A 15,897-nucleotide genomic window follows, 5' to 3' on the forward strand; every position below is an offset into this window, starting at 1 on the left:
ACTAAAAACCAAACTTTATTTCTATTCTTTTTAAGTTCATACAAACACTTTTTAATTTGTATTGTTACTCTTATATCCCTTTTAAATTACCGCTCCCAATTTACAAGCACAAGTACTCGAGATATGAAAATAGCCTACATTTCAACTTATCCACCGCGGGAGTGCGGATTGGCAACTTTTAATTGCAATTTAATTAAAGCGATAAACGCTAATTTTGATGGTGAAACTTTAGTAGAAACTAGTTTAGTTGTCGCTTTAAACCATTCGGATTCAAAAGAAGAGTATACTTATCCTGATGAAGTTAAGTTTGTCATTCGACAAAATAATCAAGAAGATTATTTAAAAGCAGCAGATTTTATCAATAAAAGTGATGTTGATGCATGTATTTTACAACATGAATTTGGTATTTATGGAGGCGAAAGTGGAATATATGTTTTACCCTTTTTAAATCAAATTGAAAAACCAATCGTTTCTATTTTACATACCATTTTAAATTCACCTACATTTTTACAAAAAGCTATTATTAGGGAAATTGCCAAACGTTCGTCTAAAATTGTAGTGATGAGCAATAGGGCAGTTAGCTTTTTAACCGAAATTTATCAAGTACCTAAAGAAAAAATACAAGTAATTGAGCATGGAGTGCCAGATTTAGAAGCGCCATTGGTAAATCCTATAAAGGAAATAGCACAGCTAAAAGACAAAAAAATACTACTCACCTTCGGATTGATTAGTAGAAATAAAGGTTTAGAAACGGTTGTGAAAGCATTACCAAAAATTGTTAAAACACATCCAGATGTTGTGTATGTTATTTTAGGTAATACGCACCCTGGTGTTGTTAAAAATTCTGGAGAAGAATACCGCGAATACCTTAAACAATTAGCAGTAGACTTAAATGTCGAAAAACACTTGGTTTTTATGAACCGATTTGTAGAAGAAGAGGAGTTGATCAATTACCTTACTGCTGCCGATGTATATATTACCCCATATTTTAACGAAGCTCAAATTACCAGCGGTACGCTTTCTTATGCAGTTGGTGCTGGAGCTGCGGTAGTATCTACCCCTTATTGGCATGCACAAGAACTTTTAGATGGTAATCGTGGTCGCTTATTTAATTTTAAAGACGATGTAGGCTTAGCTACCATTATAAATGAACTGATTGATGAGCCTAATAAATTAATGGAATTAAAAAACAACGCTTATCAATATGGACTTAATTTAAGATGGCCGAAAATTGGTCAAACATTTATTGCTGTGGTAGAAAAAGCGATAAGTCATCCCGATTATAGTGAGAAAATTTTAAGGCAAATGATGGATCCTGGTGCAATGCCAGAATTTAATCTAGCTTATGTAAAGCTTTTAACGGATGACACTGGTATTTTTCAGCATGCAAAATTTGGCATTCCGAATAGAAAGGAAGGATATTGCTTAGATGATAATTCGAGAGCCTTAATTATGGCTTTAATGGCGTACCAAGAATATAAAAGTGAAGAAGCATTAGATTTATTGCCTATCTATTTAAGTTATATTCATGATATGCAGTTGGAGAATGGAAATTTCAGAAACTTCCTCAGCTTCAGCCGTGAGTTTTTAGACGAAGAAGGTACTGATGATTCATTTGGCAGAACGATTTGGTCCTTAGGTTATTTAATTAATACAGCACCAAATCGTTCTTATACAGAATTCGGTCTTGAATTATTCTTTAAAGCAGTGCCTCATTTTAAAAATTTAACACATTTAAGAGGTATTTGTGATACCATTATTGGGTTAAGTTATTATTTAAAAACTCAGCCGTATGATGAAAGGATTATTGAAGAGTTAACTGCCTTAACTCAGAAATTAGTGAATTCATATCACGGTACCAAAGGAGAAGATTGGCATTGGTTCGAAGATAAAATGACCTACGATAATGCCATATTTCCATTAGCTTTATTTCATGCTGCAGAGATTACAGGAAATGAAGAAGTACTGCAAATTGCACATGAATCGTTAGCCTATCTAGAAAAAATAACCTTCAATTTAAATGTAATTAATCCTGTAGGAAACGATGGTTGGTACAGTAGAGGGCAAGCTACAGTACCAGTGTACGATCAACAAGCAATTGAGTTAATGGCTATGGTGTTAATGTATTTCCAAGCCTATACCGTAACTAAAGATTGCGAATACATGAAAAAAATGTTCACGTGCTACTTGTGGTTTTTGGGCGAAAATTCATTGCGTATTCCGCTGTATGACATGGAAACTAAAGGATGCGCCGATGGATTACATCCAGGCGGTGTAAATAGAAACCAAGGTGCTGAAAGCACGTTAGCTTATTTAATTTCACATTTAACCGTGCTTAAGGCTTTTAAGTACGACCAATTAACTATGGCAAAAAAGTATGAAACTGCTGTGGTTAAATAAGCTAACTTATTTACAAAGCTGGCGAAGCTTTAAGTCGTTCTAATAGGTCTTTTAATTCTACCGATGCAAATGAAGATGAATAGTCTGATAAACCATATGGTATAATTAAATGCCCATTATTTACAATTGAACCACAAGAATAAACCACATTTGGTACGTAACCTTCACGTTCATCGGGGTTAGGGATCAATAATGGTTCTTCTAACCTTCCAATTTCTATGGTAGGATCATCTAGATTTAGCAAACAAGCACTTAAACAATACCTACGCATTGGGCCAACAGCATGAGTAATCACTAACCAGCCATCTTCTGTTTCTATAGGAGAACCACAATTCCCAATCTGTACAAATTCCCAGTTGTATTTAGGGCCTTGTAGTTTAATTGGGTTTTCCCAAACGTTAATTTTATTCGAATACATGATGTAGTTGTTTACACCATCAATTCGAGATAGCATGGCGTATTTGCCATTTATTTTACGCGGGAAAAGTGCTAAGTTTTTGTTTTGTGCACCATCTCCAAATAAAGGCCCTACAGTAAAATCATAAAAATCTTTAGTTTTTAAAAGTTTAGGAATAATGATATGTCCATCGTATGCAGTATAGGTAGCATAATAGGTAACAGAACCATCGTCATTTATAAATTTAACGAATCGGGCATCTTCAATTCCTTTTCTTTCAAATTCAGAAATTGGGAATATTACTCGATCAGAAATATCAGTATCCATTGAGAAAATAATCTCATAATATGAATCCGATAACCATAACACTTTTTCTAATTCTATGTCTTTTGCTGGGTCTGGTTCCGATAGCTGATTTTCTGCAATAACTTCTTTCAGCGTAGCATAATCAAATTGATCGGCTAACTTTTTATCTAATTCTTTTAATACGTCTTCATTAATAAGTGCAATTAATCCCTTATCTAAAAAAAGCTTTTTATTATACGTAGCATTTCTAATAATCTCAGCTTCATCAATGTAATTTCCTGCAGGGATAACGGTAATGTTATTATTTCTGTCAATTAGTGCTCTCCTAAATACAATTGATGAAATATGACCTTCTCCAACCGCTCTAAAGCTAATAATTAAACGTTTTTCGCCTTCTTCCAAATTGCTTTGATCTGGATCTTCAATGATGGATGGGTTAAAGAAAGCTGCTGATTCTATAGAATATTCGTGTGTGAAATAAGAGCCAATTAAAAGACTGCGATGTGTTTCGAGATCTTTATAGTCGATATCCATTTTTTCGAACAAGGGCTTTAATTTTTTGCAATGCCTTGATAAAATCTTGGTTATGTTCCGGTGTCGTTTAGAGTATTCTTGTAAAAGAGGCGAAATGATGTTAAAAACCTGCTCATTACTTAATGTCATTACTTTATTAATCACTTCTTTCCCACGCTCATCTCCATTAAAAAAAAATCTTGCAATTACTCTTTTAGGGTCTGGGTAAACTTTTACATGTTTACGTTCTATCGGAAGTCTCATCATATAAATTGATTTTTTGCGCTCAGCTAATTAACGATTAATATCTAGTTTATAGTGTTTAAATAAGGTTACTAAATATAACAATAATTGCTAAAGTAATGTTTTTACACGTTGTCTATTCAATTTACGAATTAACGTTTGCCATAGTTTTGGCACTGAGCACAATAAAAAGTAAGCCTATTGGTTTTTCCTAAATGTTCTCTTGTAATGGGATGGTTTTTTGGACAAAGTTTTTTACTATACACCAACCAATGCTTCTTAAGTGTAAACTCTTTTTTCCAGTGTAGAAAATCAAAACTATAGTTCCTCGCTTGTTTAATGAGTTCTTTTAGTTTGGGTGTAGAAAGAGAGCCCACAGTGCTTAAAGGATGTACGCCAACCCGATACAGTACCTCGTTTTTAATGATGTTTCCAACGCCTGAAAATATGTTTTGATCTAATAGTATATCGCACACTAAAACATCCTCCTTTTCTTTTACTGTTTTTAAGGCTTTTGAAGGATTCCAATCATCAGATAGTACATCTACTTCCCAATTGTAAATTGTAGTTATATCTCCTTCAATAAATTGTAAAGAACAGGTATAAAAATTCAGCTCATCATTTTTAAAAACCAGACTAATTCTAGGTGCACTTTCTTTACGTTCGTTAATCCGATAAGAACCAAATAACATAAAGTGGATTCGTAGCACAAAATCATTAAAGCATATTAGAAAATGCTTACCCCAACTTTTAAATGCAATTACTTTTTGGTGAAGCAAGCGATCCTTATCTAATTTAGTATTACCAGCCACCTCTATAATTTCGCTACCTTCTAAATGAAGATTTTCGATTAATTCTCGGAGTATAACAATCGATGGTCCTTCGGGCATTAGTTTTCCTTTTTAAACTTAAACTTGTCTTTAATGTAATGGTTGAAATATCTTCCTTTTGAACCTGCTATCTTAAAAAGTTGGTACACTTTTTCAGGAACATTTTTATAGTGATAGACCATTCCTGTAACGAAGGTTATTCTTAATGTTTTAGATTTATCGTTATACTCGAAATGCTGAATGACCGAAGAAGGCATATCAATTTTATTAGCTCGAATCAGAAAAATAACTACAAGGTTTTCTTCTTTTTCATTCCTTCACCCGATTCATTAGGCGTATCTCCAGCCTGTCCATATTTAGGTGCAGCACCTTGTCCGTTTTGATCAAAAGAAGCTTTGCCTTTTGCATCGCCACTTGTTTTACTTTGATTCTTATCTTTCGATTTTACAGCTGGTTTTTTCATAGCTCTTATATTTTAAATTGTAATTCTTCCGCCAGTAACAGGTATGGTAGCCCCAGAAATATAGCTTGCATCATCTGATGCTAAAAAAACATAGGCTGGTGCAACCTCAACCGGTTGTCCTGGCCTTCCCATTGGAGTGTCTTTGCCAAATTCTTCTGGATTAGGCATTGTAGATGGAATTAAAGGTGTCCAAATTGGACCAGGTGCAACTGCATTCACACGAATTCCTTTACCGCCAGTCAATAGAATTTGACTTAAATTAGCAGTGAAATTTTGAATAGCTGCTTTTGTAGCTGCATAGGGTAATAATACTAAACTAGGATTGTAGGCATTTACCGAGGTTGTATTGATAATGCTACTCCCTTTTTTCATGTGAGGTTCTGCTGCTTTACTTAAATAAAACATAGGATGAATATTTACATCGAATGTTTTGATCCATTCTTCACTAGGTATTTCTAGTAGCGTTTCTCTCCCCATCTGAAAAGCAGCATTGTTTACTAAAATGTCAATTTGTCCAAATTCTTTTACGGCCCTTTGTATAATTTTTTTACAATGACTTTCCTTCCTAATATCGCCTTTAACTAAAATCGCTTTTTGGCCAGCTGCCTTTACATACTTTGCCGAATCTTCGGCATCTTTAGTTTCGCTGTCGGCTAAATAGCTAATCAATACATCTGCACCTTCTCTCGCAAAAGCAATGGCAATAGCTTTCCCAATTCCTGAATCACCACCTGTGATAATCGCTTTTTTACCCTTTAATTTACCAGAGCCTATATACGATTCTTCTCCATGATCGGCTAAAGGTTTCATTTGGTCTTCTGTACCAGGAGCGGTTTGTTTTTGCTTTGGGTAAGGTGGTACAGGATATTTTGTATCGGGCTTTTTAGGTGGTTCTTGTTTTTTTATCTTTTCCATAGCGGTAGTATTTGAGATCAAACATCAACGGTGTTAAATACAGTTGACTATTTTAACTTTTAATAATTTCAACTATTTACGCTCTTTTTTTTGTACCTAAACTTTGCATCAATTGATCGTATAAATTATCGCTGGTTGCTTTTTGTGGTTTCATTTTCTTCACAATGGCTCTTTTTCCTTTGGCTTTCGCTTTAATAATTTTTAAGAGTTCGCTTGTATAGTCATCTTTAAATGCAGCAATATCAAATTTCGAACTGTATTGGCCTATTAAGGCTAAACCAACATCCATTTCCTTTTTGGTAACACTGACATCATTTACTTTCTTTATCTCCTCTAAACTTCTTATTTCTTCTTGAAACCTAATTTTAGTAATGACAATGACGTTATCTAAGGGGTGAATGACGCATAAGTTTTCTGTACTTCGTAATACAAAACGTCCTACGCCAGCTTTTTTTGATTTAATTAATGCTTGTAGCAATAAGGCATACGCCTTTGTACCCTGTTTTTCTGGTTCGGTAAAGTAAGAAGTTTCGTAATAAATGGGATTGATATCTTTAATATCTACGAAATTCTCTAATTCGATAATTTTAGTTTTTTCTGGAGCTGCTTCTGCAAAATCATGTTCATCTAAAATCACATATCTATCTTTCAAAAAATAGCCACGTACAATTTTATCATACGGAACTTCTTTTCGACTATCCTCATTAATACGCTGAAACTTAATTTTTGCGTGGTCACGTTCATCCAGCATATCTAAATCTAGATTGCTGTTTTGTACTCCAGAATACAATTTAACGGGAATATTAACCAAGCCAAAACCAATGGCACCTTTCCAAATAGATCTCATAGCATAAAATTTATATATAAACAGCTATGCGATGGTATTGTTTGGCATATAGGCGTTGGTGTTACCTAATCTTCCTGTAGCAGTACAGGAACTTTTTTGTGGTATTTATTTCTGTAATCGATGGGAGTGAGGCCTGTAATTTTCTTGAAAACATCTCTAAATGCTTTGGTATCTGTATAGCCCACATCAAACATAACTTCCGTGATATTTTTTCTGCTCGATTCGAAACTTCGCTTTGCCGCCTCAATCTTCACTCGCTGTAAATATTCAATTACGGTATTATTGGTTGCTTTTTTAAACCTGCGCTCAAAACTTCTTCTGCCCAAAGCTAGCATGCCGGCCAATTGATCTACTGTGATTTTTTCCTGATAATTGCCGTCTATAAATTCTTGAGCTTTTCTAATTTCAGGATCTTCATGTTTTTTCTGACCCTGAAACATCATAAATGCCAACTGACTTTCTCTATCAATATCAATGGCAAAGTATTTTGAAGCTAAAATTGCGGTATCACGATCTGTGTATTTCTCTACCAAATACAATAATAAATTCCAATACGAATTAGCCCCACCGCTAGAGTATAAGCCTTTTTCTTCCGTAATAATACTTCCATCAACTAATTCAACTGCTGGAAACATCTCTCTAAAATCTGTTGCCGATAACCAATGTGTAGAGCATTTTTTACCATCAAGCAAACCTGTAGATGCCAATAAAAACGCACCAATACATAGCGAGACTACCTCTGCGCCTTTATGGTATTGTTCAATTATCCAAGGTTGTAACTCTTTATTTAACTCAATAGCCCGTTTCATATCGCCACTTAAAGCCGGAATGAAAATCAGGTCTGTTTTTGGCAATTCGTCAATGAGTAAATCGGTATGAACCGAGAAAAGATTGTTATTTAATTTTATTTCCCTCTTTAATCCAACTAACTGAATTTTAAACATGGGCGCTTTCCCGGCTGCTGCTAAAAAATCATTTACAGCTGTAAACAAATATCTGGGATCTGCGATAGCTTCTATCACAGCCGTTTCGGGAACTAAAATTGTAACATGCTTCATTAAACAAATATAATTGATGTATTTGTCGTAAACAACCCCCTCAATTGTCCTTTATACACTATTTAGCTGTTAAAAGGAGCAATTATCTTTGGTGACAAGTATATCTCCTTTAGGATATATCGAATTGTGAAAATTTAGCATTTCTACCACATGGCACGTATCTATTCATACCTAACATTTAGCGGTAATTGTCGCAAGGCGATGACCTTTTACCAACACTGTCTTGGCGGCGACCTTAGTTTTCAGACCATTGGAGAAACTCCATTATCAGCTGAAATGACGGATGAAATGAAAGGATATGTGGTTCAAGCTACGCTTACTAAAGAAGAGTTGATTTTAGTAGGTACAGATTTAGTCGCAGATGAAGGATTAACCAAAGGAAATGCGGTTTCATTGCTGCTCAATTGTACTTCGGAAGAGGAGTTGAAAGCTTATTATGCCAAACTTTCTGTTGGTGCAACAGCTACACAAGCAATTGAAGTTAATTTTTGGGATACACTGGTTGCTTCAGTAACGGATGTTTTTGGAAATAACTGGTTGTTAAATTACACTAGAAATTAGCTGCTATTAAACAATTTAAGCTTTAATTTCGTTTAAGAGGTATGGGAACAAAATCCTATCCTATAGAAAAAGACACCATCAGGGTTCCTCGTTTCGAAGAAAGCGCAGGCTTTTATACCACAAAGCAGCGCAGTAAAACCATGTCGAAGATTAGAGGAAAAAATACAGTTCCAGAACTGTTATTGAGGCGTTCTCTTTGGGCTAAAAACATACGTTTTCGTACACATAAAAAAGGTCTGCCCGGTCGCCCGGATCTTATCATTGATAAATATAAACTTGCTGTATTTGTAGATGGAGATTTTTGGCACGGATACCAATGGGAGAGCAGAAAGCCTAAAACCAATTCCTCTTTTTGGATCCCTAAAATAGAAAGAAATAGACAGCGAGATAAATTCGTAAATGAAAGTTTAGCCTTAATGGGCTATACGGTAATGCGTTTTTGGGAGCATGAAATTAAAGAAAACTTAGCTGCTTGCGTCAATCAAATTTTGCTCTACATAGAGGCTGCAAGAGTACTAAAAGTGCCTATTAGGGATTGATTAAAAGAGGACGGATAAACAAGAATAATGAGCTTAAGCTAATATTCGCTTCTTAGAGATGACATAAGCTCCAACACCACCAACTGCGAGCAATAGTACCCACACATAATCATCTATAGGTAAATTGACATTGCAAATATCTAATGAATAGTACACATAAGTGCCATAACTAGCACCAGTTTGGTTATTTGTCGGATTAACATAGCTATTTACCCAACACTGTTTTCCTTGATCATATATGTCGTTACTTTCAATATAATTACACTGCTCTCCAGGACTGTAATCTACATTATAGGATTGCCCGTTGCTATTGTAAACTTTGTAGGTAGTTCCCCAAAAATGTGTAGTGCCTAAGTACTGTGTAAAAACAGCATCACCAACTCTACATCCATATCCAGAAACAGTACTTGTGCCATGCGCAAATGAGGGGTTGCTTAAGAGAGTGAAAAGCATTAAAACGAAAAGTAGTCTTGAAAATCTCATTAAAGGAACTGATTGTTATAACATTAAATGTACAATAGCTGTGCCACTAACTCAATAAAATTGTATTATTTTTGAAGTAGGAAGATTGAGTAAAATAACTAAATGTTTAAACATTAAATATTACCATAAGTTTACACAAAATCAATGTATGGTCAAAATAAATAATTAAAAAAATAATGACGGGTAAAATTGGGGAATATTTAGTCTGTTTTTCCCCATTACTTTTTCCACAGATGTTGTTGTAGGAGACAGATCAATCAAATTATATAGTATTTAGCGAATTGTAAACAAGTTTATAGGTATTGTATGTATTTTTAAGCTGTTAATCAAAATTTATTCCGATGATAAAGAGCAATTCATTTGCCTACTTGGCATTAAGTCTATTATTTTTACTGACGAGTTGTCGTGAAGAAAAAACGATGGAAGAACAAATGGATACTAAATATACTATTTGTTATATGGCAATTAGTCAAAACGATACGGCTTGGCTTAAAATAGATACCTCTAGCAAACAGATTAAAGGTCTTTTAAATTTTAGCTATGCTAACGCCAAAAAATTCGAAGGGCAATTTAAAGGAACATTCCATGGCGATACGCTAAAAGGTCATTATGATTTTAAAGTTAACAAAGTTGATAAATGGTACAGGAACCCGGTTGCCTTTCTTAAAAAGGAAAACAAATTAACCATGGGTGTTGGCGAAATCTCCATGGTTTGGGGCTCTGCCTTTTTCGATGATAAAGTGCCTGTCGATTATCAGAAAGGGAGATTTGTGTTTGAGCAAGCGAACTGTTCGATTACCGCAAAGTAGTTCAGTAAATTTCATACCTCAAAAGAACAGTAAATTTTTCGGACAAAGAGCGTAGTGCTTTTAAATGTCCGAAAATGTCTGTGAATGTCCGAATATGTCAGTATAAAAGTTGTTTTGTTCTAGTGTTGTTCGAGGTTTACCCCATGTTTGTTCTTCTAAAACGGCATTTTGCAGGAGAAATGTAGGAGAAGACTGGGAGGAATGTGGGAGAAATGAGGTGTAATTTTTTGAGTTTTTATAAGAAAAACAACAGAGAATTTGTTAATTGAAGTTGATGAGTGTACGAAATAAATTTTATGATAGTGATTCGAATGAGCATAATTTTTCTAACTTTAATTATGTTCATTTTGCCGACTTTGGAAACCTTTATTTTTACTAGCCAACCAGAAACTTGCTCAAAATGTGGGTGCAGGACAGAATTAATCTTTGATTTATATAATTCTACTAATTCAACACAATTGCATATGTGTCTTTCTGATAATTGTCAATTTGTATTTCTTTTACAAGAAAATTAAATATAAATGAAAGAAGGACAGACGCTTTGGTCTCGAGATGAGTTAATTCTAGCTATGGCTTTATATTGTAAAACTCCATTTGGGAGAATGCATAGTACTAATCCAGAAGTTGTTAAATTAGCAGGTTTAATCGGGCGAACAGCAGGTAGTGTAGCCTACAAGCTTGTAAATTTTGCTAGTTTGGACCCAAGTTTACAAGCAAGAGGAATTAAAGGAGCATATAAGTCTAGCAACTTAGATAAAGAAATTTGGAATGAATTCTATAATAACTGGGATAGATTACCTTATGAAAGTGAAAAATTACTTGCCAAATTTGAAAATACTACAATAGAGGATTTAGTTGGAATATCTGAAAATGATTTATTTAAAGAAGGTAAAACCAGAACACAGTTAGTAAAGATTCGAATTAACCAATCATTCTTTAGGAAGACAATTTTAGCATCTTATAATAATACCTGCTGTATTACTGGTATTCAGCAATCAGAATTTCTAATCGCTGGTCATATTATACCATGGGGTGTTGATGAAAAAAATAGATTAAACCCTCAAAATGGTATTGCAATTAATGCGTTACATGATAAGGCTTTTGAATGTGGTTATTTAACAATAACGCCTGATTATATTATCAAAATATCCCCATTAATTTTGAAACAAAAGACCCAATATACATTGGATTATTTTACTAAATATGAGAATAAAAAAATTATACTACCCTCTAAATTTTTACCAAGTAAGGAATTCTTAGAATATCATAATCAATCAAGATTTAAATCTTAAGGCTATTGAAAATATAACAACAGGGGAACTAAACCTTATTCGCCACCTTCCCTAAACACTTTGCCTTCTTCATTTAAAATGGACTTAATTTAGCATACATTCGAAGTATATTTCAAAAAATAATAGTACTCAAAAAGCTATGGTTTCTTTTGTGGTGTCAATTATAAACGGAATAGGACTTTCACTTACCGAAATATACACAGCATAACTAGCAAACAAAAAAGACCGAATAAATCGGTCTTTGAATAATATCTTGTGATCCTAAATAGGACAAGTATCGTAATAGTTAAACTTTCTCTTGCAATTTACTTATTATAGTAGTCAGCGCATGTTTCAATTTCTCAGTTGCGCCTTTTAAAGCAAGGTCGTACGTATTTCCTAGGTCGCTAGTTACAATAGGTGGTTTGCCTTCAAATCTAGCTTCTAGTAAGCATTTTTTGTCATTAATACCACCCTTACTTCCGTTTTCGTCGCTCAAGTGAACTTCAACCCTAGTGATATGTCCACTATATCTTGCTAATTCTTTAGTTAATTGTTCTGTAATCTGACTTTCGTAAGTTTCGTGTATTGTTAAGTTTTTATCGGCGTTCAGTTGAATAATCATATATAATTAGTTTTTGTGATTAATAATACTACAATAACAGCAATATAGTTGGGATGTTTGTATATCATAAGTAAAAAGCCTAATGATTAAACCTAAAACCCTCATTGATAGTGAGTAAAAAATGCATTACGCATTAAGCTTCCCACCTTCGTGGGAACGACGCAAATTCCTAATTTAATTCATTAACAATTTTTAAATTTTCTTTTTGATACAGTCTCTTGGGGTGAGGCGCTATAATTCACTCGTCATCTTCCCTAAAAACACTTGCTCTTCCTCATTTAAAAACGGACTTAATTTCGCATACACATTGGCATGATAGGTATTTAACCAATCGATGTGGGCTTTTTCCAGTAGCTCTTTTTTAACTAAAGTCGTGTCAATTGGTGCCAGCGTTAAGGTTTCAAAAGCATAAAACTCATTAAACTCATTGGTTTGGTCGGCAATGGTTAATACTAAATTTTCAATACGAATACCATGTTTACCAGAACGATAAATTCCAGGTTCAATAGAAGTAATCATACCCAACTCTACAGGTATAGGAGTTGCCGTTGCATTAAACACTTGCGGTCCTTCGTGTACGTTTAAGAAATAACCAACACCATGACCAGTTCCATGACCATAATTTAACGCATAATCCCACATTGGTCTACGTGTAATCGCATCAATTTGATAGCCACACGTCCCTTTTGGAAAACGAGTTTTACAGCCTTCAATCATCGCTTTTAGCACCAAAGTGTAATCTATTTTCTCTTCTTCGGTATTATTTCCCATTGGGATTACACGCGTAATATCAGTCGTGCCATAGCGGTATTGACCACCAGAATCTACTAAAAACAAACCATCTGCTTGAATGGCTACATCACTTTCGGTTGAAGCGGCATAATGAGGTAAAGCACCATGCGCTTTATACCCCGCAATGGTATTGAAACTTTCGCCTATAAAACCCTCTTGATTGGCTCTAAATGCTTTCAATTGAGCAGCGGCTGATAGTTCTGTAATTTCTATTTTTCCACTATTATCTGTAATCCATTTTAAAAATTGAGTAATCGCAACACCGTCTTTAATCATCGCTCGACGTGTATTGGTGACTTCTATTTCGTTTTTAACAGCTTTTAACTGTGTAGAAGGGTTGGTGTCGAGAATACGTTGAACGGAAACAGGAATAAGTTTATATAAGCCAAAACAGTTACGCTTTGGGTCTATTAATATGGAACTTTCGGCTGGCAAAAAGCGTAAGTCATTTGCAATGTTATCGTAAGCTAAAATTTCTACTCCGCTTTGAGTTAAACTTGCTTGATCAGCTGCGTTTAATTTATCATGTTGAATGTATAAGGTAGCTTGATTTTCAGAGATCAAGGCAAAACTTAACACTACTGGATTGTAACTTACATCTGCTCCACGGATATTAAATAGCCAAGCCAAATCATCTAATGAGGAGATTAAGTGGTAAGTCGCATGGCGCTGTTTTAACGCTCGTCTAACTGCTTTTAGCTTATCACTCACCGACTGACCGATAAATTCATCCGCTATTAAAAATGCAGGGTTAGTAGGGAGTGCTGATCTGTTTTCCCAAATTGGGCTTAGGTAATCTTTATGTTGAAAATTGATTTGCTTGTAGGCTAATTCTTTATGTAAGAGTTCTCCTAAAAGGATAGAAACTAATTTTTCATCGAAACCAATGGTAGCCCCTTTGGGTAAAGTTTGACCAAGCCACTGAATGTATTCTGGATTGCCCTGAATTTTAAGTTTAACCAACTCAAAACCACTGCCTTTTAATTGCTCTTCGGCTTGTTCGAAATACCTAAAATCTGCCCATAGGCCTGCAAAATCTTGTGTAATGACTACCGTACTTACCGAACCTTTAAAGCCTGTTGTAAAGGCAATGCACTTGTAATGATCGGGTAAATATTCGCTAATGTGAGGATCTGCAGAAGGGATAATGTAAGCAGCTACGCCGTCAGTTTTCATTTGTTGACGGATGGCATTCAGTTTTTCAGGATAAGTCATGTGCAAATGTGAGAAAGAAATTAAGAAATGAAAAATTGTTTGAACATTTATTCGTCAAACCTTTAAGTTTTTAAAATATTGGTTAAGGTATGTTTTAGGCGCTTCGCCTTTTACCGATTTAAACACTCTATTAAAATTGGTTACGCTATTAAAACCACAGGTATAAACCACTGTGGCAATATTTTCAAACTTGCCGCTGGTTAATTTCTTACAGGCCTCGTTAATGCGTAATTCATTTAAAAATGAGACGAACGTTTGTCGGGTATGTTTTTTAAAATACCTACAAAATGCTTGCGGTGTCATGTGTGCCTCTGCAGCCACTTCATCTAAACTAATTTGTCGTTCGTAATGTTGCATCAAATAGTTAAATATGTTTCCAATGCGGATACCCTCACTTTCCGAAAAGCTGGTCATTTTTGCAGTAGATAAGGTTTCTCCTTGATTTCCAATTTGATATAGTGTTTGGAGTAAGTCTAAAAACTTAACAATAACCTCTTGGTTTTTAGCATACTGTACACTTAACATGCGTTGGATAATACTTTCTGTATGTGTAGTCGGAATTTTATAACCACTTTGTTTTTGCTGCAAAAAGGAGTGGAGCAATTGCATTTCAGGTAACGCCAGTATGGGAGCTAATTTCCCATTTGGATCAAAAAAAATCATTAAGGCCTGAATTTTTAAATCGCTTCCTTCTTCAAAATATTCTGGATTGCTTTTAAATAAATGCGGCTGATTTGCCCCTAGCAAATAAATGTCATTCTTCCTAAACGCATGCATGTTATTGTCTACCACAAGTGTGCCCTCTCCTTCTTTTATCCAAATCAATTGCGCCTCTTTATGGCGATGTAAGTATGGATAAAAATGTGCCATATTGTCTTCTTGCACAATAATAGTACGATCGGGAGCAACAGGAATGGTGAACTGTAAAACTTTCATTTCATGAATTTAATCTAATATTAACTTAATTAATCAATTAAAATAAAATTTTAGGGTAAAATAGGATAAATTAAATCAATTAGTTACGTCGTTTAGGAATGGCTTGTTAATATTAGTGCATTAAAATGAAAAAAAGCTGTTAAAGTTAATATCCGTCTATTATTCATTAAATCTGGTTAAGTACCGTATACGATCTCACATTACATTTGAATAAAATAAATTGACTATGAAACATGTTGCTTGGCAAGGCGTTTATCCAGCGCTCTTAACTCCTTTTACAGAAAACGATACCATTGATTATCCTTTGTTCCAAAAAAACTTAGATGCGCAATTAGCAGCTGGTGTTGATGGAATTATCATTTGTGGCTCTTTGGGCGAAGCTAGTACCTTGACAAAAGAAGAGAAGGCCGAATTTTTAACCTATACAGTGAAGGCAGTAAATGGTAAGGTTCCTGTAATCATCAACGTAGCAGAACAAATAACAAGTGTAGCTATTGCGATGGCACAAGAAGCCGAACACTTAGGTGCTGATGGGATTATGTTATTGCCACCACTAAAATATAAAGCAGATGATAACGAGGTGGTTACTTATTTTAAAGCGATTGCTTCTGCCATTCAAATCCCTATTCTAATTTATAACAATCCGGTAGATTATGGCATTAAAGTATCTTTAGAGATGTTTGAAGAATTGATG

At 34.6% G+C, this 15,897-nt stretch carries 17 protein-coding genes; 6 read left to right on the top strand and 11 right to left on the bottom strand.

Annotation, left to right across the window (positions count from 1 at the left end):
• The first annotated feature begins 123 nt into the window (after positions 1-123).
• Positions 124-2,400 (top strand): glycosyltransferase, encoded by a 2,277-nt coding sequence (locus WC622_RS13190; protein ID WP_372820166.1) that lies wholly within the window; start codon positions 124-126, stop codon positions 2,398-2,400.
• A gap of 10 nt (positions 2,401-2,410) precedes the next feature.
• Here the strand turns inward: WC622_RS13190 and WC622_RS13195 are convergent, their stop codons facing one another.
• The 7 genes from WC622_RS13195 to WC622_RS13225 all read right to left on the bottom strand — a co-directional run bounded on the left by WC622_RS13195 (position 2,411) and on the right by WC622_RS13225 (position 7,972).
• Positions 2,411-3,880, bottom strand: coding sequence for a glycoside hydrolase family 130 protein (locus WC622_RS13195; protein ID WP_372820182.1), 1,470 nt, complete (start codon positions 3,878-3,880; stop codon positions 2,411-2,413).
• 131 nt (positions 3,881-4,011) lie between these two features.
• Positions 4,012-4,749: a DNA-formamidopyrimidine glycosylase family protein gene (locus tag WC622_RS13200; RefSeq protein WP_372820167.1), complete on the bottom strand. Its 738-nt coding sequence runs from the start codon at positions 4,747-4,749 to the stop codon at positions 4,012-4,014.
• Complete coding sequence (locus WC622_RS13205; RefSeq protein WP_372820168.1) at positions 4,749-4,946, bottom strand: KTSC domain-containing protein; 198 nt, start codon at positions 4,944-4,946, stop codon at positions 4,749-4,751. Before WC622_RS13205 ends, WC622_RS13200 begins: the two co-directional genes overlap by 1 nt.
• Before the next feature lie 32 nt (positions 4,947-4,978).
• A complete protein-coding gene (locus WC622_RS13210) occupies positions 4,979-5,152 on the bottom strand; it encodes a hypothetical protein (protein WP_372820169.1) in 174 nt (57 codons plus the stop codon).
• A 12-nt stretch (positions 5,153-5,164) separates the two neighbouring features.
• On the bottom strand, positions 5,165-6,067 hold the full coding sequence (locus WC622_RS13215) for an SDR family oxidoreductase (RefSeq protein WP_372820170.1): 903 nt from the start codon (positions 6,065-6,067) through the stop codon (positions 5,165-5,167).
• A gap of 76 nt (positions 6,068-6,143) precedes the next feature.
• A complete protein-coding gene (locus WC622_RS13220) occupies positions 6,144-6,914 on the bottom strand; it encodes a Ku protein (protein ID WP_372820171.1) in 771 nt (256 codons plus the stop codon).
• Positions 6,915-6,979: 65 nt separating this feature from the next.
• Positions 6,980-7,972 carry a GlxA family transcriptional regulator gene (locus WC622_RS13225; protein WP_372820172.1) on the bottom strand — a complete coding sequence of 331 codons (993 nt, stop codon included), beginning with the start codon at positions 7,970-7,972 and terminating at the stop codon, positions 6,980-6,982.
• A 150-nt stretch (positions 7,973-8,122) separates the two neighbouring features.
• Between WC622_RS13225 and WC622_RS13230 the strand changes: the two genes are divergently transcribed.
• Together WC622_RS13230 and WC622_RS13235 are read left to right on the top strand one after the other, a co-directional pair.
• A complete protein-coding gene (locus WC622_RS13230; RefSeq protein WP_372820173.1) occupies positions 8,123-8,533 on the top strand; it encodes a VOC family protein in 411 nt (136 codons plus the stop codon).
• Between the two features lie 41 nt (positions 8,534-8,574).
• Positions 8,575-9,072 (top strand): very short patch repair endonuclease, encoded by a 498-nt coding sequence (locus WC622_RS13235; protein WP_372820174.1) that lies wholly within the window; start codon positions 8,575-8,577, stop codon positions 9,070-9,072.
• Between the two features lie 33 nt (positions 9,073-9,105).
• On the opposite strand, the gene WC622_RS13240 is transcribed toward WC622_RS13235, so the two are convergent.
• A complete protein-coding gene (locus WC622_RS13240; RefSeq protein WP_372820175.1) occupies positions 9,106-9,555 on the bottom strand; it encodes a hypothetical protein in 450 nt (149 codons plus the stop codon).
• A gap of 341 nt (positions 9,556-9,896) precedes the next feature.
• Here WC622_RS13240 and WC622_RS13245 point away from each other — a divergent pair, with 341 nt between their 5' ends.
• Positions 9,897-10,364 (top strand): hypothetical protein, encoded by a 468-nt coding sequence (locus tag WC622_RS13245; RefSeq protein WP_372820176.1) that lies wholly within the window; start codon positions 9,897-9,899, stop codon positions 10,362-10,364.
• Between the two features lie 521 nt (positions 10,365-10,885).
• The gene (locus WC622_RS13250; RefSeq protein ID WP_372820177.1) at positions 10,886-11,656 is read left to right on the top strand and encodes an HNH endonuclease; all 771 of its coding nucleotides are present in this window, start codon (positions 10,886-10,888) and stop codon (positions 11,654-11,656) included.
• Positions 11,657-11,942: 286 nt separating this feature from the next.
• Here the strand turns inward: WC622_RS13250 and WC622_RS13255 are convergent, their stop codons facing one another.
• The 3 genes from WC622_RS13255 to WC622_RS13265 all read right to left on the bottom strand — a co-directional run bounded on the left by WC622_RS13255 (position 11,943) and on the right by WC622_RS13265 (position 15,203).
• A complete protein-coding gene (locus WC622_RS13255; RefSeq protein WP_372820178.1) occupies positions 11,943-12,260 on the bottom strand; it encodes an HPF/RaiA family ribosome-associated protein in 318 nt (105 codons plus the stop codon).
• A 231-nt stretch (positions 12,261-12,491) separates the two neighbouring features.
• The gene (locus WC622_RS13260) at positions 12,492-14,267 is read right to left on the bottom strand and encodes an aminopeptidase P family protein (RefSeq protein WP_372820179.1); all 1,776 of its coding nucleotides are present in this window, start codon (positions 14,265-14,267) and stop codon (positions 12,492-12,494) included.
• Positions 14,268-14,321: 54 nt separating this feature from the next.
• The gene (locus tag WC622_RS13265; RefSeq protein ID WP_372820180.1) at positions 14,322-15,203 is read right to left on the bottom strand and encodes an AraC family transcriptional regulator; all 882 of its coding nucleotides are present in this window, start codon (positions 15,201-15,203) and stop codon (positions 14,322-14,324) included.
• Positions 15,204-15,429: 226 nt separating this feature from the next.
• On the opposite strand from WC622_RS13265, the gene WC622_RS13270 reads away from it, so the two are divergent.
• Positions 15,430-15,897 (top strand): dihydrodipicolinate synthase family protein (locus WC622_RS13270; protein WP_372820181.1); only part of this gene is annotated, 468 nt, incomplete at its 3' end.

It is taken from the genome of Pedobacter sp. (assembly GCF_041662865.1).
In the GTDB taxonomy this organism is placed as follows: Bacteria; Bacteroidota; Bacteroidia; order Sphingobacteriales; family Sphingobacteriaceae; genus Pedobacter.